The 20,748-nt window shown below is 67.9% G+C and carries 21 protein-coding genes; 12 read left to right on the forward strand and 9 right to left on the reverse strand.

What is annotated here, in order from left to right:
• Nucleotides 1-28 precede the first annotated feature (28 nt).
• The 8 genes from pheT to ACK4I0_RS03790 all read right to left on the reverse strand — a co-directional run bounded on the left by pheT (nt 29) and on the right by ACK4I0_RS03790 (nt 6,923).
• Complete coding sequence (pheT, locus tag ACK4I0_RS03755) at nt 29-2,437, reverse strand: phenylalanine--tRNA ligase subunit beta (protein ID WP_409608146.1); 2,409 nt, start codon at nt 2,435-2,437, stop codon at nt 29-31.
• Nucleotides 2,434-2,850, reverse strand: coding sequence for a hypothetical protein (locus tag ACK4I0_RS03760; protein WP_409608148.1), 417 nt, complete (start codon nt 2,848-2,850; stop codon nt 2,434-2,436). The genes pheT and ACK4I0_RS03760 overlap by 4 nt, the downstream gene beginning before the upstream one ends.
• A gap of 18 nt (nt 2,851-2,868) precedes the next feature.
• Nucleotides 2,869-3,264: a hypothetical protein gene (locus ACK4I0_RS03765; RefSeq protein ID WP_409608150.1), complete on the reverse strand. Its 396-nt coding sequence runs from the start codon at nt 3,262-3,264 to the stop codon at nt 2,869-2,871.
• Nucleotides 3,264-4,340 (reverse strand): phenylalanine--tRNA ligase subunit alpha, encoded by a 1,077-nt coding sequence (pheS, locus tag ACK4I0_RS03770; protein WP_409608152.1) that lies wholly within the window; start codon nt 4,338-4,340, stop codon nt 3,264-3,266. The genes ACK4I0_RS03765 and pheS overlap by 1 nt, the downstream gene beginning before the upstream one ends.
• A 103-nt stretch (nt 4,341-4,443) precedes the next feature.
• Complete coding sequence (gene rplT / locus ACK4I0_RS03775; protein WP_409608154.1) at nt 4,444-4,797, reverse strand: 50S ribosomal protein L20; 354 nt, start codon at nt 4,795-4,797, stop codon at nt 4,444-4,446.
• Between the two features lie 110 nt (nt 4,798-4,907).
• The gene (gene rpmI, locus ACK4I0_RS03780; protein WP_135193772.1) at nt 4,908-5,105 is read right to left on the reverse strand and encodes a 50S ribosomal protein L35; all 198 of its coding nucleotides are present in this window, start codon (nt 5,103-5,105) and stop codon (nt 4,908-4,910) included.
• A gap of 203 nt (nt 5,106-5,308) precedes the next feature.
• Nucleotides 5,309-5,830, reverse strand: a complete 522-nt coding sequence (infC, locus tag ACK4I0_RS03785; protein WP_409608156.1) for a translation initiation factor IF-3 — start codon at nt 5,828-5,830, stop codon at nt 5,309-5,311.
• A 124-nt stretch (nt 5,831-5,954) separates the two neighbouring features.
• Entirely contained in the window at nt 5,955-6,923 is a 969-nt protein-coding gene (locus ACK4I0_RS03790) for a glycosyltransferase family 9 protein (protein WP_409608158.1), read from the reverse strand.
• Nucleotides 6,924-7,020: 97 nt separating this feature from the next.
• On the opposite strand from ACK4I0_RS03790, the gene ACK4I0_RS03795 reads away from it, so the two are divergent.
• A complete protein-coding gene (locus ACK4I0_RS03795) occupies nt 7,021-7,776 on the forward strand; it encodes an alpha/beta fold hydrolase (protein ID WP_409608160.1) in 756 nt (251 codons plus the stop codon).
• Here the strand turns inward: ACK4I0_RS03795 and ACK4I0_RS03800 are convergent, their stop codons facing one another.
• Nucleotides 7,777-7,971, reverse strand: coding sequence for a Trm112 family protein (locus ACK4I0_RS03800; protein ID WP_135062312.1), 195 nt, complete (start codon nt 7,969-7,971; stop codon nt 7,777-7,779).
• An 80-nt stretch (nt 7,972-8,051) separates the two neighbouring features.
• Here ACK4I0_RS03800 and trmB point away from each other — a divergent pair, with 80 nt between their 5' ends.
• The 11 genes from trmB (at nt 8,052) to pnp (ending at nt 20,728) form a co-directional block, all read left to right on the forward strand.
• The gene (gene trmB, locus ACK4I0_RS03805; protein ID WP_409608162.1) at nt 8,052-8,756 is read left to right on the forward strand and encodes a tRNA (guanosine(46)-N7)-methyltransferase TrmB; all 705 of its coding nucleotides are present in this window, start codon (nt 8,052-8,054) and stop codon (nt 8,754-8,756) included.
• Between the two features lie 129 nt (nt 8,757-8,885).
• On the forward strand, nt 8,886-9,485 hold the full coding sequence (gene rimP, locus ACK4I0_RS03810) for a ribosome maturation factor RimP (protein ID WP_409608164.1): 600 nt from the start codon (nt 8,886-8,888) through the stop codon (nt 9,483-9,485).
• Nucleotides 9,485-11,257: a transcription termination factor NusA gene (gene nusA / locus ACK4I0_RS03815; RefSeq protein WP_409608166.1), complete on the forward strand. Its 1,773-nt coding sequence runs from the start codon at nt 9,485-9,487 to the stop codon at nt 11,255-11,257. Before rimP ends, nusA begins: the two co-directional genes overlap by 1 nt.
• 18 nt (nt 11,258-11,275) lie before the next feature.
• Nucleotides 11,276-11,977 carry an RNA-binding protein gene (locus tag ACK4I0_RS03820; protein WP_409608168.1) on the forward strand — a complete coding sequence of 234 codons (702 nt, stop codon included), beginning with the start codon at nt 11,276-11,278 and terminating at the stop codon, nt 11,975-11,977.
• 79 nt (nt 11,978-12,056) lie between these two features.
• Nucleotides 12,057-15,059 (forward strand): translation initiation factor IF-2, encoded by a 3,003-nt coding sequence (gene infB / locus ACK4I0_RS03825; RefSeq protein WP_409608170.1) that lies wholly within the window; start codon nt 12,057-12,059, stop codon nt 15,057-15,059.
• Nucleotides 15,060-15,161: 102 nt separating this feature from the next.
• Nucleotides 15,162-15,683, forward strand: a complete 522-nt coding sequence (locus ACK4I0_RS03830; RefSeq protein WP_409608172.1) for a hypothetical protein — start codon at nt 15,162-15,164, stop codon at nt 15,681-15,683.
• 9 nt (nt 15,684-15,692) lie between these two features.
• Nucleotides 15,693-16,406, forward strand: a complete 714-nt coding sequence (locus tag ACK4I0_RS03835) for a DUF2459 domain-containing protein (RefSeq protein WP_409608174.1) — start codon at nt 15,693-15,695, stop codon at nt 16,404-16,406.
• Nucleotides 16,407-16,469: 63 nt separating this feature from the next.
• Nucleotides 16,470-16,919, forward strand: a complete 450-nt coding sequence (gene rbfA / locus ACK4I0_RS03840) for a 30S ribosome-binding factor RbfA (protein WP_409608176.1) — start codon at nt 16,470-16,472, stop codon at nt 16,917-16,919.
• Between the two features lie 79 nt (nt 16,920-16,998).
• Nucleotides 16,999-17,931, forward strand: coding sequence for a tRNA pseudouridine(55) synthase TruB (gene truB, locus ACK4I0_RS03845; RefSeq protein ID WP_409608178.1), 933 nt, complete (start codon nt 16,999-17,001; stop codon nt 17,929-17,931).
• Between the two features lie 12 nt (nt 17,932-17,943).
• The gene (gene rpsO, locus ACK4I0_RS03850) at nt 17,944-18,213 is read left to right on the forward strand and encodes a 30S ribosomal protein S15 (RefSeq protein ID WP_409608180.1); all 270 of its coding nucleotides are present in this window, start codon (nt 17,944-17,946) and stop codon (nt 18,211-18,213) included.
• 280 nt (nt 18,214-18,493) lie between these two features.
• Nucleotides 18,494-20,728: a polyribonucleotide nucleotidyltransferase gene (pnp, locus tag ACK4I0_RS03855; protein WP_409608182.1), complete on the forward strand. Its 2,235-nt coding sequence runs from the start codon at nt 18,494-18,496 to the stop codon at nt 20,726-20,728.
• The last annotated feature ends 20 nt before the right edge of the window (nt 20,729-20,748 follow it).

Raw genomic sequence — 20,748 nt, forward strand, 5'->3', positions numbered from 1 at the left:
TAGGCGAGCTCGGGCCCGGCGCCAGGGGTCAGCTTCTGAGACGTGCGCCCAGCTTCTCGGCCGCCGTCACAACCTTGGCCGACAGGGCTTCGATCTCGGCCTCGGTCAGGGTCGCCTCGCGGGGCTGGATGACTACCTCGAGCGCGACGGACTTGAAGCCGTCGTCCACGCCCTTGCCGCGATAGACGTCAAAGACGCGCGCCTCGACGATCAAGGCCTTGTCGGCCCCTTGAACCGCCCGAACCAGATCGCCGGCCGCGCGCGATTCCTCGACCACGAAGGCGAAGTCGCGGGTCAGCGGCATCAGCGACGGCAGATCGGCCGGCGGACGCGCCTTGGACGCCTTGCCGCGCGGGGCGGGCACTGCATCCAGCACGATCTCGAACGCCAGCATCGGACCGTCGGCGTCCAGCGCCTTCAGGGCCGACGGATGCAGGGCGCCGAACTCGGCCACGACGGTCTTTGGACCGAGTTGCAGGCGCGCCGAACGGCCGGGGTGCCACCAGTCGCGGTTGGACCCCTGCGCCAGTTGCAGGGAGGCGACCGGCGCGCCGATCTCTTCCAGCAGGGCGAGCAGATCACTCTTCAGCGCCGACAGCGGCTCGTCGCCGGAGCTGGCCCAATGACGCGGCGCGTGCGGTGCGATCAGGCCGGCGATGACCGTGCGCTGATCCTTGGGACCATCGCCCAGATAGATCGGCCCGATCTCGAACAGGGCGGCCTGGGCGTGGCCGCGCGCGGCGTTGCGGGCGGCTGCCTGGATCAGATTGGGCAGTATGGACGGCCGCATGCAGTCCAGGTCCGCCGCGATGGGATTCTCCAACTGCAGCGCCTCGCCGCCGCCGCCGAAGCGTACGGCGATCTCGCGCTTGAGGAAGGACCAGGTCACGGCCTCGGCATAGCCCAGGCCCGCCAGGGCGCGACGCGCGGTGCGGACGCGCGCCTGAATGGGGCTGAGCACGCCGCCCGACGCGCGCGGCGCCTCGGGCAGGGGCGTTGAGGGCAGGGCGTCGTAGCCCTGGATGCGGGCCACTTCCTCGACCAGGTCGGCGGGGCCTTCGACGTCGCGGCGCCAGGATGGCGGCGTAACGGTCCAGGGCGTGCCGCGTTCCACCGCAAAGCCCAGCGCCATCAGGATTTCAGCGATGCGGTCCTCATCGATCGTCAGGCCGGTCAGGCGGCCGATGCGGGCCGGATCGAAGGCGACCGGCGCGGGCGCGGCCGGGGCCTGGCCCGCGACCACGATGGGCCCAGGCTCGCCGCCGCACAGGTCAAGAATCAGGCGTGTGGCCAGTTCAAGGCCCGGCGTGACCGACTCCGGATCGACGCCGCGCGCAAAGCGATACTGAGCGTCGGAGTGGATGCCGAGCTCGCGGCCCGTCTGAGCCGTGACGATGGGATCAAACCAGGCGCTTTCGACCAGAACGTCGACGGTCGTCTCGTCGCAGCCGGTGGACTCGCCGCCCATGACGCCGCCCAGGCCGATGGGCCGCTCGCCGGCGGCGTCGGCGATGACCGCCATATGGGCGCCGAGCGCATAGGTCTTGCCGTCCAGCGCGATAAGATGCTCGGGCTCGCCGGTGTCGCGCGCCGTCTGGCCGCCGCGAACGACGATTTCGCCGCCCGCCAGCTTGGCCATGTCATAGACGTGCAGCGGTCGCGCGCGGTCGTAGGAGATCAGGTTGGTCACATCGACCAGTCGGTTGATCGGGCGCAGGCCGATGGCCGTCAGGCGCCGCTGCAGCCACTCGGGCGACGGGCCGTTATTCACGCCGCGGATCACACGGCCGGCGAAGACCGGGCACAGCTCGGGCGCCGCGATGCGGATGGCGACGGTCGCGCCGGAGGTCGCGGGCACAGGCGCGATCTCGGGCGTCTTCAGCGCGCCGAGACCGGCGGCGGCCAGATCGCGGGCGATGCCCGACACGCCCAGCCAGTCGGGCCGGTTGGGCGTCACTTCGAAATCGATCACCGGTTCGGCGCCAAACACGCCGGCGGCGGGCTCGCCGACCTTCAGGTCGTCCGCCAGTTCCAGGATGCCGTCGCTTTCGTCAGCCAGTTCGAGCTCCGACGCTGAGCACAGCATGCCGTTGGACACCACGCCGCGCACCGGCTTCTCGACCAAGGTCACGCCCAGGCCCGGCACATAGGCGCCGATCGGGGCATAGATGGTTGTCAGGCCCGCCCGCGCGTTGGGCGCGCCGCAGACGATTTCCTTCAGACCGTCGACCGTCTCGACCTGGCAGACCTGCAGCCGGTCGGCGTTCGGATGCCGCTCGGCCGAGACGATCTTGGCCACGGTGAAGGGCGCCAGCGCCGCGACGGGATCGTGGACGTCCTCGACCTCCAGCCCGGCCATGGTCATCGCCTGGGCGACCGCATCGACGTCCGCCCCGGATTCGAGGTGGTCTTTCAGCCAGGAGAGAGTGAACTTCACGAAGCGGCGTCCTGCCCTCGCGCGCTGAGAAGATCGCGCTCCATTTCCGCCAGAAGGGTATCCGCCCCGGTGAAACCGACCTGGGCGAAGCGGCAGCGCACGAAACGGCAGTTCGAAAGACCAATCGCGCCCGCGATCTTCTCGCCCAGCGGCTTGAGCAGCAGGGTGCGGGGGTTGGCGGCCACGCCCATGTTGCACCCCTCGAACTCGCAACCGTCCATGACGGCCATGACGGCCGGGCCTTCGATCAGGCAGTCGGTGAAGGTTCGTCCGTCGATTGTGGTCTGTCCAGCGTTCCAGCAGTGCACGGCCAGAAGCGGCAGCCAGACCGCTTCGTTGTCAAACTCCATTCGTGAAACCAGCGCCAGGCTGGCCTTCTCCTCGGCGGACATTTCGGGGGCGTTGTCAGTCATGGCATTCAACCTGCTGGATCAATTCTGGGCGCCGAGGGCGCGAAGCTGCGAAAGGAATGCTTCCGGTCCCGTAAACCCGACGCCGTAAAATTCGCACGCCACGAAGGCGCAATCTTGAAAGGGAATGGCCCCGATAGCTCTCGTGCCTTCTCCACGAAGGATCAGATTTCTGATGTCGCCGCCGTTGTCGCCAAAGTTGACGGCGTCGAACGTGAGGCCATTTGATGCAAGCATCACAGCCGGTCCCTGGATGCGGCAGCCGATGATTGTTTTGCCAGACACCAGCGGGTGTCCCTTGCGGGACTCCACGGCAAACAGGTCGAACAGCGAGAAGTCCACTTCCCTGATCTCGCTGGCTCCGAGGTCTCGGGCGATGTTTAGGGGGCGGGTGATGGGCAGTGTGGGTTGGGTCATCAGCTCAGTCCGCTGGCGGGATTGGGGGCGGCATAGGCCGAGAAGCCGTAGTGGGCCAGCCAGCGCACATCGGCCTCAAACATCGGCCGCAGGTCCGGCACGCCGTATTTCAGCATGGCCAGCCGATCGACGCCCATGCCGAAGGCGAAGCCCTGCCATTCGTCGGGATCGAGGCCGCACGCGCGCAGCACGTTCGGGTGAACCATGCCGCAGCCCAGGATCTCCAGCCAGTCATCGCCGGTGTTCAGCGTCAGCTTGCCGCCCGAGCGGTCACAGCGGATGTCCATCTCGGCCGAGGGCTCGGTGAACGGGAAATGGTGCGGGCGGAAGCGCGCCTGGACGTCGTCGATCTCGAAGAAGCGCGCGACGAAGGTCTCCAGCACCCACTTCAGATGACCCATGTGGATGTCGCGATCGATCACCAGGCCTTCGATCTGGTGAAACATCGGCGTGTGGGTGGCGTCGGAGTCCTTACGGAAGGTTCGGCCCGGCGCAATGATGCGGATCGGCGGCTCCTGGCTCTGCATCGTGCGCACCTGCACCGGGCTGGTGTGGGTGCGCAGCACCTTGCGCTCGCCGGTCTGCGGGTTCGGCTTCAGGAAGAAGGTGTCGTGCATTTCCCGCGCCGGGTGCTTGGGCGGGAAGTTCAGGGCCGTGAAGTTATGAAAGTCGTCCTCGATGTCCGGACCCTCGGCCACGGCGAAGCCCATCTCGGCGAAGATGGCGACCATCTCATCCATGACCTGCATCGTCGGATGCACCGAGCCGCGCCGACGCGGCCGGGCCGGCAGGCTGAGGTCGACCCGCTCCGCCTGGAGGCGGGCCTCCAGTTCGGCGGCCTCCAGTTCGGCCTTGCGGGCGGCGAGGGCCGATCCGACGCGGTCGCGCAGGCCGTTGATCTTCGGTCCCTGCTCACGCCGTTCGTCGGGGCTCAGCGCGCCCATGCCCTTGAGCAGCCCCGAGATGGAGCCGGACTTGCCGAGAGCGGCGACGCGGATGTCCTCGACAGCGGTCGCCGTCTCGGCCGAGCCGATGGCGTTGATGAGGTCGAGTTCCAGCTGGGCGAGGTCGATCATGGGGGTCCGTCTAGCGGTTGAGGCGGAAAGCAAAAAGCCCCCCGGCGCGGCCGGAGGGCTTTTGTTCGGTTTTCGAAGCGAGAAACGATCGGTCCGAAGGCCCTTAGGCCAGAGCGGCGCGGACCTTGTCGGCGACGCCCTTGAAGCCGACTTCATCGGCGGCGATGGCGGCCAGTACCTTGCGGTCCAGTTCGATGCCCGCCTTCGACAGGCCGTGCATGAACTGCGAGTAGGTGAAGCCTTCGGCGCGGGCCGCGGCGTTGATGCGCTGGATCCACAGGGCGCGGAACGAGCGCTTCTTGTTGCGACGGTCGCGGTAGGCGTATTGCCCGGCGCGGTCCACGGCCGCCTTGGCGGTGCGGATGGTGTTCTTGCGACGGCCGTAGAAGCCCTTGGCCTGCTTCAGGACCTTCTTGTGCTTGGCGTGGGACGTAACGCCCCGAGTGACGCGAGCCATTATGATTTTCCCTTCGGGAAGTCCCTATCGCTCGGCCCGCGGGGCCTCGCTGCTTGAGGGACTACGTTCAAATTCTATGCGGTTGAAAGTTCAGGTCTGCGCTGCGCCGATCAGGCGTAGGGCATGTAGGACTTGATCTTCTTGGCGTCGGCGTCGGCCATGACCTTGGTGCCGCGGTTCTGGCGGATGTACTTGGAGTTGTGGCTGATCAAACGGTGGCGCTTGCCCGCCACGCCCGACTTAACCTTGCCCGTCGCAGTGAATTTGAAGCGCTTCTTGGCGCCCGACTTCGTCTTCAGTTTCGGCATTTTCACTCTCTCGTTTTGAGTGGGCTACCGTCCTTCGGACCACTTGAGCCCGAGAGATGAGAACCCTGATTGAGACCGCCCAGGCATGCCTGTTCGCCCGGCGGTCCGGTACGCGAAGGCGCGGCTTGTATGGCGCCGCCCTCCGAAATGCAAGACGCCCGGCACGATGACCGGGCGTCTGATCGTTCTTTCAAGAATCGCTTTTAGCGGGGCGCCAGGATCATGATCATCTGGCGGCCTTCCATCTTGGGCGCGAACTCGACCTTGGCGACTTCGTCGAAGTCCTCCTGGACCTTGTTCAGCAGCTTCATGCCCAGTTCGGGGTGCGCCATTTCACGACCGCGGAAGCGCAGGGTGACCTTCACCTTGTCGCCCTCGTCGAAGAAGCGGTGCATGGCCTTGGCCTTCACCTCATAGTCGTGGGTGTCGATGTTGGGCCGGAGCTTGATTTCCTTGAGCTCGACGACCTTCTGGCGCTTGCGCTGCTCGGCCTTCTTTTTCTGCTCCTGGAAGCGATGCTTGCCGTAGTCCAGGATCTTGCAGACCGGCGCGTCGGGATTGTTGACGATCTGGACCAGATCCATGCCGGCCTCTTCGGCGGCTTCGAGCGCGGCGGACAGCGGCATGACGCCCTGTTTCTCACCGTTCTGATCGATCAGCAGAACGCGGGGAGCGCGGATATCCTGGTTGATGGGCGGCCCATCCTTGACGGGCGGCGCTTGCATGGGACGGCGAATGGGCGTCGTTTCCTTATGTGGTCAGATGGCGTCGTGTTTCGATGAGCGGAAGCGCACGGCATGACGCCGCGTTCCCCTCGACCACGCTATATGCCCGTCAAAGCCTGTCGTTTCAAGGCGCGGCCTTGGCGGCGCCGGTTTCGACATAGGCGTCGTGCAGCGCCAATACCGCTTCGAACACATGATCGACGCTCAGGTCCTCGATGGGCGCGAACTGCCCCCGTGTCTCGTTGGAGGCGGCCGTGCGCGTGCGCGGCCCCCACGGGCCGTACAGCCACCATTCGGTCGGTCCGAACAGGCCGAGCGTGGGTCGCCCCAGCGCGGCTGAAACGTGCATCAGCCCCGAGTCATTGCCCACGAACAGCGCGGCCCGGTCGATGGCGGCGGCGGAGGCCAGGATGTCGCCCTTGCCCACGAAGTTGATGCCCAGAGGGCCGGCCGCCTGAAGAGCCGGGGTCGCGGGCGGCCGGTCGCCGGGGCCGCCCACCGGCATGAAGCGCCAACCGTCAAAGCGAGGTTCGGCCTTCAGCTTCTCGACCAGCTGTCCCCAGCGCTCGGCTGGCCAACTCTTGCCGGGCTGGTGGGCGATGGGCGCCAGGGCGATGATGGGGCCTGGCCCCGCGCCGGCGGCCAGCTGCGGGTCAATTACGGCGGCGGCCTCGGCCCGAGCCTGATCGTCCAGGAAGATTTCCGGGTCCAGCGGCGTGGTCGATCCCATCAGGCCCGACACCATCTCCACCTTGCGAAGGCCCGTCTCCCAGCGCCGGTTGTAGACAATGCGGCGACGCGCATTCAGCAGATAGGCCAGGGCCGAGCCGCGGATGTCGATAATCAGATCCCAGCGTGTCCCGCGCGCCTGCTTCCACAGGTCCAGCCAGTGTCCGGCCATCTTCTTCTTGTCGAGCACGATGGTGCGCACCACGCCAGGCGCGGAGCGGAAGAAGGGTGCGGGCGGACGACCGCAGGCCACGGTGATCTCGGCGCCTGGAAGCTGGCGCGTGATCTCGCGGATCACGCCCGAGGAGATGACGCAGTCGCCGATGCGGTTGGAGGTGACGAACAGGACCTGGGGCGCGGGCACGGGGCTTCCTCGGGCGGCCGACAGGGATCGGCCCGGTCCCGTTCCGTCCTATCCCTCGATCCTCGGGTCAACCCCGAGGATGACGCTCGGGGGCGAGATGAGGCACAACACCTGCATGAACACCGAACTGCATCTGACCCGCCCCGACGGCGAGACCCTGGCCTGCAAGCGCGTCGAGGGCGACGGCCCGACCGTGATCTGGATGGGCGGCTTCCGCTCGGACATGGAGGGGACGAAGGCGCTGGCTCTGGATGCGGCGGCGCGCGAGCGGGGCTGGGCCTATGTCCGCTATGATCATTTCGCGCACGGCCGCTCTTCGGGGGACTGGCGCAAAGCCACCATCGGCCGCTGGCGCGGGGATGCGATCGCGCTGATCGACAGCCTCGAAGGGCCGATGATCCTGGTCGGCTCGTCCATGGGCGGCTGGACCGCCCTGCTGGCGGCGCTGGCGCGGCCTGAGCGGGTTCAGGGCTTGGTGCTGGTCAATCCGGCGCAGGACTTCACCGAGCGGCTGATGTGGCCGGGCCTGCCCGACCACCTGCGCCAGGCCATCCTGCGCGACGGCGAGGCGATGATCTCCGAGCCCGGCCTGGGCGAGTACGTCCTGACCGCGCGCATGTTCGAAGAGGCGCGCGACTGGCTGCTGCTGGACGGGCCGATCGAGATCGCGGCGCCCATCCATATCCTGCAAGGGCGCGAGGACGACGCCGTGCCGTGGCGCCATCAGACGGCGCTGCTGGAGCGGCTGCGCGGAGGGGATGTTCGACTGGATCTTATCGAGGGCGGCGACCACCGCCTGTCATCGCCGGATCAACTCGACCGGCTGATCGCGGCGGTCGAGGGGCTGCGCTGATCAGTCCAGCGGCCGGGCCTCTTCGGGCAGCATGATGGGCACGCCGTCGCGGATCGGATAGGCCAGCTTGGCCCCCTTGGACACCAGCTCGCCCCGGGCGCGGTCGAATGTCAGCGGTCCGCGCGTCACCGGACAGACCAGCACCTCCAGCAGGCGCGGGTCGACGGTCGCGGGGGTGTGAAAGGCGTCGCTCATGCGCCTGATCTAGCGCCGCGCGCGGGCTGACGCCATCCCGATGCTTCTCTTGTCGGGCGCGGGGCGGTAGAGGGCGCGCCATGGCATCCGACCTCGACAAGGCTTCCGACAAGGCCCACGGCCCCCTGCGTTCCTTCGGCCGCATCAAGGCGCGGCCGATCAAGCCGCGCCAGGCGGCGCTGGTGGACACGCTTCTGCCGCGCATCGCCGTGCCCGATCCGGCGAACGGGCCGATCGATCTCGCCGCCCTGATGCCCGGTGCGTCCGAGGCCTGGCTCGAAATCGGCTTCGGCGGCGGCGAGCACATGGCGGCCCAGGCCGCGCGCCGGCCCGACGTGCTGGTGATCGGCTGCGAGCCCTTCCTGAACGGCGTGGCCTCGGCCCTGCGGCACGTCGAAGAGCAGCAGCTCGAGAACGTGCGCATCCACGCCGATGATGCCCGCGCGGTGGTCGACGCCTTGCCCGACGCCAGCCTGGACCGGGTGCTGATCCTGTTCCCCGATCCTTGGCAGAAGGCGCGGCACAACAAGCGCCGTCTGGTTCAGGACGAGACCATCGCCGCCTTCGCCCGCGTGCTGAAGCCCGGGGGGCGCCTGCGCTTCGTCACCGACTGGGCCGACTACGCCGACTGGGCGCTGGAGCGGCTGGATCGGTCCGAGGCGTTTGGGCGTCTCGACGCGGACCAAGACTGGCACGTCGCTCCGGCCGACCACGTCGTGACCCGCTACGAGGAAAAGAAGCTGGGCGACACCGCGCCGATCTTCCTGGAGTATGAGCGGCGCTGAGCGAAAAGGGCTGACAAGCCGGCCGTCGTGGCCTATATCGCCTCGCACATCGTTAGACCGGCGTCCGACGGCGCCGATTGAAGCGGCGGTCCGGAGGGGTCGCCGCTTTTGTTTTCTCAAGGTTCCCTCTTGCGCGCCAAGACCGCCGAAGACCGCGCTCTCCTGGAGCTGATCGACCCCGTGGCCGAGAGCCTGGGGCTGGCCATCGTGCGTGTGCGCCTGATGGGCGGCACCCTGCGTCGCCGGCTGCAGATCATGGCCGAGCGTGTGATCGACAACGACATCTCGGTCGAAGAATGCGCCCGTCTGAGCCGCGCCGTGTCCGAGGTGATGGACGCCGCCGATCCGATTTCGGGCGAATATCTGCTGGAAGTTTCGTCGCCCGGCATCGACCGCCCGCTGACGCGCCTGATCGACTTCGAGCTGTTCGAGGGCTTCGAGGCGCGGCTGGAGACCGACCGGATGGTCGAGGGCCGCAAGCGCTTCAAGGGCATCCTGGCCGGCGTCGAAGATGATGCGATCGCCATCGACCTGGACGGCGAGGACGAGACGGCCCTGATCCCCTTCGACTGGCTGGCCGACGCCAAGCTGGTCATGACCGACGCCCTGCTCAAGCGCGGCGCCCAGCTGCGCGCCGAGCGCGGCGAACCCGAAGACGACGGCCTGCCGGAAGGCGAGGCCGAAGACACCTCCACCGCACAAACCAAAGCGACCAAGGACAAAGCCTGATGGCCGTCACCGGTATTTCCGCCAACCGTCTGGAACTGCTTTCGATCGCCGACGCCGTCGCGCGCGAGAAGAATATCGACAAGGAAATCGTCGTCGAGGCGATCGAGGAAGCGATCCAGAAGGGCGCCAAGTCGCGCTACGGCGCCCACCACGACATCCGCGCCAAGATCGACATCAAGACCGGCGAGCTGTCGCTGACCCGCCACGTCACCATCGTGGAAGACGACTGGCAGCCGGAAGACGAGCTGGAAGAGTTCAACGACAGCGCCATGGTGCGCCTGACCGACGCCTCCAAGCGCGACCCCGAAGCTGTGGTCGGCAAGGAATACGTCGAGGTTCTGCCGCCGTTCGAGTTCGGCCGCGTCCAGACCCAGATGGCCCGCCAGGTCGTGACGGGAAAGGTCCGCGAAGCCGAGCGCGCCAACCAGTACGAAGAGTTCAAGGATCGCGTCGGCGAAATCGTCAACGGCACGGTCAAGCGCGTCGAGTACGGCAACACCATCGTCGATCTGGGCCGCGGCGAAGGCATCATGCGCCGCAACGACTCGATCCCGCGCGAGGTGTTCAACATCGGCGACCGGATCCGCACCTACATCTACGACGTCCGCCCCGAGGCGAAGGGCCCGCAGATCATGCTGAGCCGCGCCCACCCGGGCTTCATGGCCAAGCTGTTCGCCCAAGAAGTGCCCGAGGTCTATGACGGCGTGATCGAAATCCGCGCCGCCGCCCGCGACAGCGGCTCACGCGCCAAGATGGCGGTCCTGTCTAACGACAGCTCGATCGATCCGGTCGGCGCCTGCGTCGGCATGCGCGGCTCGCGCGTGCAGGCGGTGGTCGCCGAGCTGCAGGGCGAGAAGATCGACATCATCCAGTGGAACGACGACGAGCCCACCTTCATCGTCAACGCCTTGGCCCCGGCCGAAGTCTCCAAGGTCGTGCTGGACGAAGAGGCCGACCGCGTCGAGGTCGTGGTGCCGGACGAGCAGCTTTCGCTGGCCATCGGCCGTCGCGGCCAGAACGTGCGCCTGGCCTCCCAGCTGACCGGCTGGCAGATCGACATCATCACCGAGAGCCAGGACTCAGAGCGTCGCCAGCGCGAGTTCGCCGAGCGCACCCAGCTGTTCCAGGACGCCCTGGACGTCGATGAGGTCATCGCCCAACTGCTGGTGACCGAAGGCTTCGCCACGGTCGAGGACCTGGCTTTTGTGGAGGCCTATGAGGTCGCCGAGATCGAAGGCTTCGACGAGGACACCGCCGAGGAACTGCAGGCCCGCGCCCGCGACTTCCTGGACAAGCAGGCGGCCGAACAGGACGCCAAGCGCAAGGAGCTGGGCGTCGAGGACGGCGTGCTGGACGTGCCGGGCGTGACCCTGCCGATCGCCGTCGCCCTGGGCGAAGGCGGCGTGAAGACGGTCGAGGATCTGGCCGACCTAGCCACCGACGAAATCCGCGGCGGCTACGAGGTCCAGAACGGCGAGCGGGTCAAGCTGGCCGGCGTGCTGGAAAGCTTCAACCTGAGCCAGGAAGACGCCGAGCTTCTGATCCTGCAGGCGCGCGTCGCCGCCGGCTGGATCGACGCGTCGGAACTGCCGCAGCCCGAGCCCGAATACGAGGAAGAGGGCGAGTTCGCCGAGGGCGAAGAGGGCGAATACGACGCCGAGGCCGTGTTTGGCGATGCGCCGGAAGGCGCGGCCGAAGACGCCGAGACCACCGATGGCGACGCCGACGATGCGGAGGCCGAGCCGGCTTCCGACTCTTCGCGCGACGCGTGATGAGGGGCCGGGCCGTCCATGACGCTGCGCGAGGCGAATGCGGATAGGGAGCGCCGGGACCTGGTGACACGCCAGGTCATGGATGAATCTCGCCTGATCCGCTTCGTCGCCGGCCCGGACGGCTCGGTGGTTCCCGACCTGGCGCGCAAGCTGCCGGGCCGGGGCCTGTGGGTGGCCGCGGACCGCGTCTCGGTCCAGACGGCGGCCAAGAAGAACTTGTTTTCGGGCGCGGCGAAGGCCCGCCTCACGGTCCAGCCGGACCTCGCCGATCAGGTCGAAATGCTGATCGCGCGACGCTGTTTGCAGCAACTGGGCCTTGCCCGGCGCGAAGGCGTGCTTATCTCGGGCTTCGAGAAATCGGCTGCGGCGATCCGCGCCGGACGCGCTGCGTGGCTGATCGAGGCGGCCGACGGGTCCGCCGATGGGCGCGGAAAGCTGCTGGCTCTGGCTCGTCATCAGGCGACCCGGGTGTGCGGCGTCTTCACGGCGGACGATTTGAGTTTGGCCCTCGGGCTGGAAAATGCGATACACGCCGTGCTGCTCTCGGGCGGACGGGCCGATCGCTGGACTGACGAAGTCGAGCGGATGGCGGGATTTCGGCCTCTCACCCCAGAGGGCTGGCGCAGGGACTTTCCCGGCGACGGCGCGGGCGGCGAGGTCGAGGCGGCTCCCGGCGAGGGAGCGGGACGGGTTTCAGACGCGCGGGGTTCCGCTCCCTGACCGGGGGTGGAGCGACGCGCGGCTATTTGTGTTTGGGCAAGACGACGGCGGAATTCTCCGCCCTGAGTAAAGCGACCGGATGAGCGACGAAAACGACAAGACCAACGACGGCAAGACCCCTCAGGCCCCTTCGCAGACGGGGCCTCGTGCGCCCCTGAGCTTGAAGCCGCGCGCCACGGGATCTGTGTCGACCGGCACGGTGAAGCAGAGCTTCAGCCACGGCCGTTCCAAGACCGTCGTGGTGGAGACCAAGCGCCGGGCCGGCGCCGGCGCCGGACATCAGCGTCCGCAGGGCTTCGATGTCGCGCGTCCGCGTCCGGAAGGACAGTCGGCGCCGCGTCCGGCCTCACCGCGCGCTCCCGCTTCGGCGGGCGGTCTGTCGAACGAGGAGCAGGAAGCCCGTCGTCGCGCCATCGAGGCCGCGACCCGCGCCCAGGCCGAACGTGAACGCAAGGCCGCCGAAGAGAAGGCGCGCCGCGACGAGGCCGCGCGCCAGCAGGCCGCCGCCACGGAACAGGCCGCCAGCGCCGCCCGCGCCGAGGCCGAGGCCGCTCGCGCCGCCGCCGAAGCCGCGCGTCAGCAGGCCGCCAAGCTGAGCGCCGCCGCGCCTGCTCCGGCCAAGCCCGCCGCCAAGCCGGAAGCCAAGGTCGAAGCGCCCAAAGTCGAACCGACCCAGGCCGCAACTCCGACGCCGACTCCGGCCGCGCCCGCTCGTCCGGCCCCGCCGGCGCGTCCCGCGGTCAACTTTGGACAGCGCGCGCCCAAGATCCCGACCGGCCGCGCGCCCGTCGAACGTCCCGCCTTCGGCGGCCGCTCGGCGCGCGAACAGGCCATGGGCGGGGGTGAGCGCAGCTTCTCCGAACGGCCCCAGGCCTCGGCGCGTCCGCAAGGCGCCGCCGGCGCTGGCGCGGGAGCCGGTCGTCCCAAGGCTAATGAGACCGTTCGCTATTCGGCCCTCAATCCCCGCCCGGCGCCCGGCGCTGCCCGTCCAGGCGGACCCGGCGGCGCCCGCCCCGGCGGCCGTCCCGCCCCGAACCAGCCGCCGGCCGAACCTTCGGTCCTGCGTCCGGTGCGCGCCGGCTTCGGCGGACGCGCCACGCGCGACGACGATCGCGACAAGCGTTTCGGCGACGCCGGTCCCGGCAAGGCTGTCAGCCGCACGCGCGGCGAGCCCAAGCGCCGCGAAGGCCGCCTGACCATCTCGGCCCTGGCCGGCGACGGCGACACCGCCGAGCGGATGCGCTCGCTGGCCTCGGTTCGCCGGGCCCGCGAACGCGAGAAGGAAAAGCGCAAGGGCGGCTCGACCGACGCCCCCAATCGTCCGCGTGAAGTCGTCATCCCCGACGTCATCACCGTCGGCGACCTGGCTAATCGGATGGCCGTGCGCGGCGTGGACATCATCAAGTTCCTGATGCGTCAGGGCATGATGATGAAGATCAACGACGTCATCGATTCCGACACCGCCGAACTGGTGGCCGAAGAATACGGCATGGCCGTCAAGCGCGTGTCGGAAAGCGACATCGAAACCGGCTTCCTAGCCGAGGACGACGACACCGACGCGACCGAGGGCCGCGCGCCGGTCGTGGCCATCATGGGCCACGTCGACCACGGCAAGACCTCGCTGCTAGACGCGCTGCGCACCACCGATGTGGCGGGCGGCGAGGCCGGCGGCATCACCCAGCACATCGGCGCCTATCAGGTCCGGCTGGACGATGGTCAGAAGGTCACCTTCCTGGACACCCCGGGCCACGCCGCCTTCTCGGCGATGCGGGCGCGCGGCGCGAATGTCACCGACATCGTAGTTCTGGTGGTGGCCGCCGACGACGGCGTCATGCCTCAGACCATCGAGGCCATCCAGCACGCCAAGGCGGCGAATGCACCCCTGATCGTGGCGGTCAACAAGATCGACAAGCCGGACGCCAACTCGACTAAGGTCGTCAACGAACTGCTGCAGTACGAGGTCATCGCCGAGAGCCTGGGCGGCGACACCCAGATCATCGAGGTGTCGGCCAAGGAGCGCATCAATCTGGACGGCCTGCTTGAAGCCATTCTGGTTCAGGCTGAGGTCATGGACCTGCGCGCCAACCCGGAACGCTCGGCCGAAGGCGTGGTCATCGAGGCCAAGCTGGACAAGGGCCGCGGCCCGGTCGGCACCGTGCTGGTCAAGCGCGGCACGCTGAAGCGCGGCGACATCGTCGTGGCCGGCTCCGCCTGGGGCAAGGTCCGCGCCCTGCTGAACGAGCGCAACGAGCAGCTGACCGAAGCCGGTCCGTCGGTTCCGGTCGAAATCCTCGGCCTGGACGAGGCGCCCAGCCCTGGCGAGGTTTTCGCCGTGGTCGAGAGCGAAGCTCGCGCCCGTGAACTGACCGACTACCGCGAACGCACCCGTCGTCAGGCGGGCCAAGTCTCGGGCGGTTCGGTGTCGCTGGTCGATATGATGTCCAAGCTGCAGTCCAAGAAGGTCTCGGAGCTGCCGGTCCTCATCAAGGCCGACGTCCAGGGCTCGGCCGAGGCCATCGTCGGCTCGCTGGACAAGATGGGCAACGACGAGGTCCGCGCCCGCACCGTCTATTCGGGCGCAGGCGGCATCACCGAGAGCGACGTGAACCTGGCCAAGTCGGCCGGGGCGCCCATCCTGGGCTTCAACGTCCGCGCCTCTAAGCAGGCGCGCGATCTGGCCGAGCGCGAAGGCGTGGAGATCCGTTATTACGCGATCATCTACGACCTGCTGGACGACATCAAAGGCGTGCTGTCGGGCATGCTGGCGCCGCTGCAGCGGGAAACCTTCCTGGGCAACGCCGCCGTTCTGCAGGTCTTCGACATCTCAAAGATCGGCAAGATCGCCGGTTGCCGCGTCACCGAAGGTGTCGTGCGCAAGGGCGCCAAGGTCCGCATCATCCGCGACGACGTCGTGGTGCTGGAGCTGGGCACGCTCAATACGCTCAAGCGCTTCAAGGACGAGGTCAACGAAGTGCCCTCGGGCCAGGAATGCGGCATGCAGTTCCAAGGCTTCCAGGACATCAAGGAAGGCGACTACATCGAGTGCTTCACGGTCGAAGAGATCAAACGCACGCTCGACTAGGCCCCTGAGGGCCGGTCATCGCCAAGACGGCTTCGATCCCCTCTCGCCGCCCGGTGGGAGGGGATTCGTTTTTTGGCCCCAATGCGCGCTAGAGATTGGGCCATGACCCTGTCTCGCTTCGCCGCCGCCCTGTTCGTGCTCGCCGCCGCCACGCCCGCCGCGGCCGACACGCGCTTCCTGGCCTATGACGCCTCGGATCGGGTGACCCAGGCGCTGACTCGAGGGCTCACGCTGGAGGTCCAGCGCGGTCTGTTCGGCGCGGTCCGCGTCCAGCGCCTCATCTCGACCAGCGCCAGGGGCGAGGCGCGCATCGAGCGCGGCGGTCCAAGCGAAGTACTGAGCGCCCTGCCGCGCGAGGCGGGCGAGCGGACCATCTACGCCATCCAGACCCAGGGTGACGGCCGCGGCCTGGCGCGCGCCCTGTGCCCCAGCGCCGACGAAGCCTGGCTGGTTCTGGGCCGGGTCAGGGCCGGCCGGCCCCTGACGATGCAGGCGGTCGGACGCTGGCCAGACGGCCAGATGCGGCACTGCGTGGGTCTGAGCTACACCTATCGCGGCGAATGGGCCCTGCCGCCGGCCTCGGGCGGTCCGGCTGATACGTCGCGGCCCGGCTTCACGCGCTAGGGGCGAACCATGGCCGGGGGGCTGCGGAAGGGGCTGGGATGGATCGTCGCGGCGGGTCTGATCGGCCTGATCGCGGCCCTGTGGACCTGGACGGCGCCGGGTCGCGGCGAGCTTTTTCCGTCCAAGCCGGGCGAGACGCCGGTGGTCGTGCATCTGCTGGACAATGGCTTTCACACCGATCTCGCCGTGCCGCGCGTGGCGCTGGAGGCGCGGGGAGGGCCGCTGGGCCGCGCCGTTCAGAGGCTGGCGCCCGGCGACTGGGTGCTGATCGGCTGGGGCGACGCGCGCTTCTATGTCGAGCAGGGGCCGGTGTCGGATCGCTTGCTGGACGGCGCCCGCGCCTTCTTCCGGCCGGGCAATCCCTCCGTCGTCATGCTGGACCCGGCCCAGCGTGATCCGGCGAAGCTGTATGCGTCCGAAGGGCGGCGCGCACTGCGTCTGTCGCCCGGCGGTTTCGACCGGATGGCCGAGCGCATCGAGCGGTCGCTGGCATTGCAGGATGGCGAGGCCCGCCTGGCGACGCAGAGGCCCGGCGGCGACGACGCCGCCTTCTTCGCCAGCCGCGAGACCTTCTGGATCGGTCATCTGTGCAATCACTGGACGGCGCGGGTCCTGAACGCCGGTGGCGTGCCGGTTCGGCCGCTGCGGTCGGTGACCTCGGCCGAGGTCATGCGGGCGGTCGGCGCGGCGGCCGCGCTGGACACCGAGGGGCGAGACGACTAGACCGCGCCCCTTCGCTTTTCCTGCCGGGTCCGATCCCCGGCGAGCGACCGAAAGGAGCGGCCCATGGCCCGCAAGCAGCACACCCGAAACGCCTCCGGACCTCAGGGGCCGTCGCAGCGCCAGCTTCGCGCCGGCGAACTGGTCCGTCACGCCCTGGTCGACGTCCTGCGCGAGGAGGACATCCACGATGAGGCGCTTCAGGGCGTGTCGGTCACCGTCACCGAGGTGCGGATGAGCCCGGACCTGCGCCACGCCACCTGTTTCGTAGAGCCGCTGGGCGCCGGCGTCGAGGCCGCGCCGACCACGGGTCAGGAGAGCGCCATCATCAAGGCGCTGAACGTCCACGCCAAATTCCTGCGCGGCCGCCTGGGGCCCAAGCTGGACATGAAGTTCACGCCCGACCTGCGCTTCCGTCACGACGAAAGCTTCGACGCGGCCAGCCACATGGACCGCCTGTTCAACGACCCCCGTGTCCGCGCCGATCTGGAAGCGGGCGAGGACGGCGAGGAATGAGAACGCGGTCTCAAGCAGCGCAAAACGCGGTAGGCCAGATCAGGCCTCAAGCAGCGCAACGCGCGGTAGGCCAAGCCTAATGGCCCGTCGCAAGCGCGGCGACGTCATCGACGGCTGGGTCTGTCTGGACAAGCCCTACGGCATGGGATCGACCGAGGCGGTCACCAAGGTGCGCCGCCTGTTCAACGCCCAGAAGGCGGGTCACGCCGGCACGCTGGATCCCCTGGCCGACGGCATCCTGCCCATCGCGCTGGGGGAAGCGACCAAGACCGTGCCCTTCATGATGGAGGCGCAGAAGGTTTATCGCTTCACCATCCAGTGGGGCGTCTCGACCGACAGCCTGGACCGCGAGGGCGAGATCACCGGGCGGTCCGACGTGCGGCCTTCGGTCGAGGCCGTGAAGGCCGCGCTGTCGGGCTTCGTGGGCGAAATCGATCAGGTTCCGCCAGCCTTCTCGGCCATCAAGGTCAATGGCGAGCGCGCCTATGACCTGGCGCGCGACGGGGTCGAGGTCGAGCTGGCCTCGCGCCGGGTGACCATCCACGAGGCGGCCGTGACCGCAGCGCCGGACGCCGACCATCTCGAGGTCACCATGCGCACCGGCAAGGGCGTCTATGTCCGCTCGCTGGCTCGCGACCTGGCCCGGATGCTGGGCGCAGAGGGGCACGTTTCGGCCCTGCGGCGCGAGCGCGTAGGGCCGTTCTCGACCCAGAATGCGGTGTCGCTGGATTTTCTGTCCGATCTGGCGCATAAGGGCGCCGCCTCGGAGGGCCTGCTGCCCGTCTCGACCGCTCTGGACGACATCCCGGAGCTGGCCGTCACGGACCAGGACGCCCTCTCGCTGAGGCAGGGACGGCCGATCGTTCTGCTCCCCCGACAGGTCGAAGCGCTCAAGAACCAGCTCAATGCGGGTTCTCGGACGGTTTCGGCGTTCGCGGGCGGAACCCTGGTCGCTCTCTGTTCGATGCGGGCCGGTCGATTAGAACCCGACCGCGTTTTCAACCTCCCATGATGGAGTCATACGATGTCGATTACGGCTCAACGCAAGTCCGAAGTCATCGCCGATAACGCTCGCGGTGCGGGCGACACCGGTTCGGCCGAGGTCCAGGTCGCGATCCTTTCGGAACGCATCGCCAACCTCACCGAGCACTTCAAGACCCACAAGAAAGACAACCACTCTCGTCGCGGCCTGCTCAAGATGGTCTCGCAGCGTCGTCGTCTTCTTGACCACCTGAACACCGTCGACAGCGCGCGTTACACCGCCCTGATCGGCAAGCTGGGCCTGCGCCGCTAAGGCGCGAACCGGCAGCGGAAAAAGCTTTTCGAGGCGCGGGCGTCACGTCCGCGCCTCGTTCCGCATCCAAAGACCACCGAGCGCCGCGGGATGTCACGGCGCGGGAGTCCGATTGGGCTCCCCACTACCGACGCGAGGGCTGCATGCCGGTCCTCAACACTCCGGACCGGTCGCGATGGCGCGGCCTGTCTTTGGACCGAAGGACTGAACGCCCGACGCTCCACCCCCGCTGATGGGATCCCGCGCGGAATACGCCGCCCGGGGACACGAAAGACGAAACATGTTCGATATCAAACGCAAGACGATCGACTGGGCCGGCCGCCCGCTGACGCTGGAAACCGGCCGCATCGCCCGTCAGGCCGACGGCGCCGTGCTGGCCACCTACGGCGAGACCGTGGTTCTGGCCACCGTCGTCTACGGCCGCGCGCCCAAGCCGGGCCTGGATTTCTTCCCGCTGACCGTCAACTACCAGGAAAAGACCTTCGCCGCCGGCAAGATCCCGGGCGGCTACTTCAAGCGTGAAGGCCGTCCGACCGAGAAGGAGACCCTGGTCTCTCGCCTGATCGACCGTCCGATCCGCCCGCTGTTCGTCAAGGGCTTCAAGAACGAGACCCAGGTCGTCGTCACCGTGCTGCAGCACGACATGGAGAACGATCCGGACATCGTCGGCCTGGTGGCCGCCTCGGCCGCCCTGACGATCTCGGGCGTGCCCTTCATGGGCCCGATCGGCGCAGCGCGCGTCGGCTACATCGATGGCGAGCTGGTGCTGAACCCGACGCTTGAGCAGATGCCGACCTCGGACCTGGATCTGGTCGTCGCCGGCACCCAGGACGCCCTGATGATGGTCGAGTCCGAGGCCAAGGAGCTGTCGGAAGACACCTTCCTGGACGCTCTGATGTTCGCCCACCGTGGCATGCAGCCGGTGATCGACGCGATCATCGAACTGGCCGAGCACGCCGCCAAGGAGCCTTTCGACTTCCAGGCCGAGGATCACTCGGACGTGGTCGCCTCGATCCAGTCGCTGGTCGGCGAGGACATCAAGGCCGCCTACACCCACGCCGGCAAGTACGATCGCCGCACCGGCGTCGACCAGGCCAAGAAGAAGGCCGCCGAGGCCATGGTGAAGACCGAAGACAAGCCCGACGGCGTGGACAGCGCCAAGTTCGGCGCGGCTTTCAAGGAATGCGAAGCCCACGTCCTGCGTCGCGACATCATCGACAACGGCCACCGCGTCGACGGCCGCGCCCTGGACAAGGTCCGCGACATCGTCTCGGAAGTCGGTCTCTTCCCTCGCACCCACGGCTCGGCCCTGTTCACCCGCGGTGAGACCCAGGCCATCGTGGTCGCCACCCTGGGCACCGGTGAAGACGAACAGTACGTCGACGCCCTGTCGGGGACCTACAAAGAGAAGTTCCTGCTGCACTACAACTTCCCTCCCTATTCGGTCGGCGAGACCGGTCGGATGGGCGGCGCGGGTCGTCGGGAAATCGGTCACGGCAAGCTGGCGTGGCGCGCCATCCGTCCGATGCTGCCGTCGTCGGAAGACTTCCCCTACACCATCCGCCTGGTGTCGGAGATCACCGAGTCCAACGGCTCGTCCTCGATGGCCACGGTCTGCGGTTCGTCGCTGGCGCTGATGGATGCGGGCGTGCCGCTGAAGAAGCCCGTGTCGGGCATCGCCATGGGCCTGATCCTGGAGCCGTCGGGCGAGTTCGCCATCCTGTCGGACATCCTGGGTGACGAAGATCACTTGGGCGACATGGACTTCAAGGTCGCCGGCACGCGTGACGGCATCACCTCGCTGCAGATGGACATCAAGGTCGCCGGCATCACCGAAGAGATCATGAAGAAGGCGATCGCCCAGGCTTCGGCTGGCCGTCTTCACATCCTCGACGAGATGGACAAGGCCATCGACGGCGCCCGCACCGAGCTGGGCGAGTTCGCGCCCAAGATCGAATCGATCAAGGTTCCGACCGACAAGATCCGCGACATCATCGGCACCGGCGGCAAGATCATCCGCGAAATCGTCGAAAAGACCGGCGCCAAGATCAACATCGAGGACGACGGCACGGTGAAGATCGCCGCCTCGGAACAGGAAAAGATCGACGCTGCCAAGGCCTGGATCTCGTCCATCGTCTCCGAGCCCGAGCCGGGCACCATCTACACCGGCAAGGTCGTGAAGGTCGTCGACTTCGGCGCCTTCGTGAACTTCTTCGGCGCCAAGGACGGCCTCGTCCACGTCAGCCAGATCTCGCTGGAGCGCGTCGCCAACCCGGCTGACGTCCTGTCGGAAGGCCAAGAGGTCAAGGTCAAGTTCCTGGGCATGGACGATCGCGGCAAGACCAAGCTGTCGATGAAGGTCGTGGATCAGGAAACCGGTGAGGACATCACCGACAAGATCAACGCCGAGCGCGCCGAGCGCGGCGAGGCCCCGCTGTCGGAAGATACCGGCGGTCGTCCCAAGCGGGACGGCGACCGCAACGGCGGTGATCGCGGTCGTCGTCGTCGCGACTGATCGTCATCCTGACTGATGAG

The sequence above is a fragment of the Brevundimonas sp. genome (assembly GCF_046295775.1).
In the GTDB taxonomy this organism is placed as follows: Bacteria; Pseudomonadota; Alphaproteobacteria; order Caulobacterales; family Caulobacteraceae; genus Brevundimonas.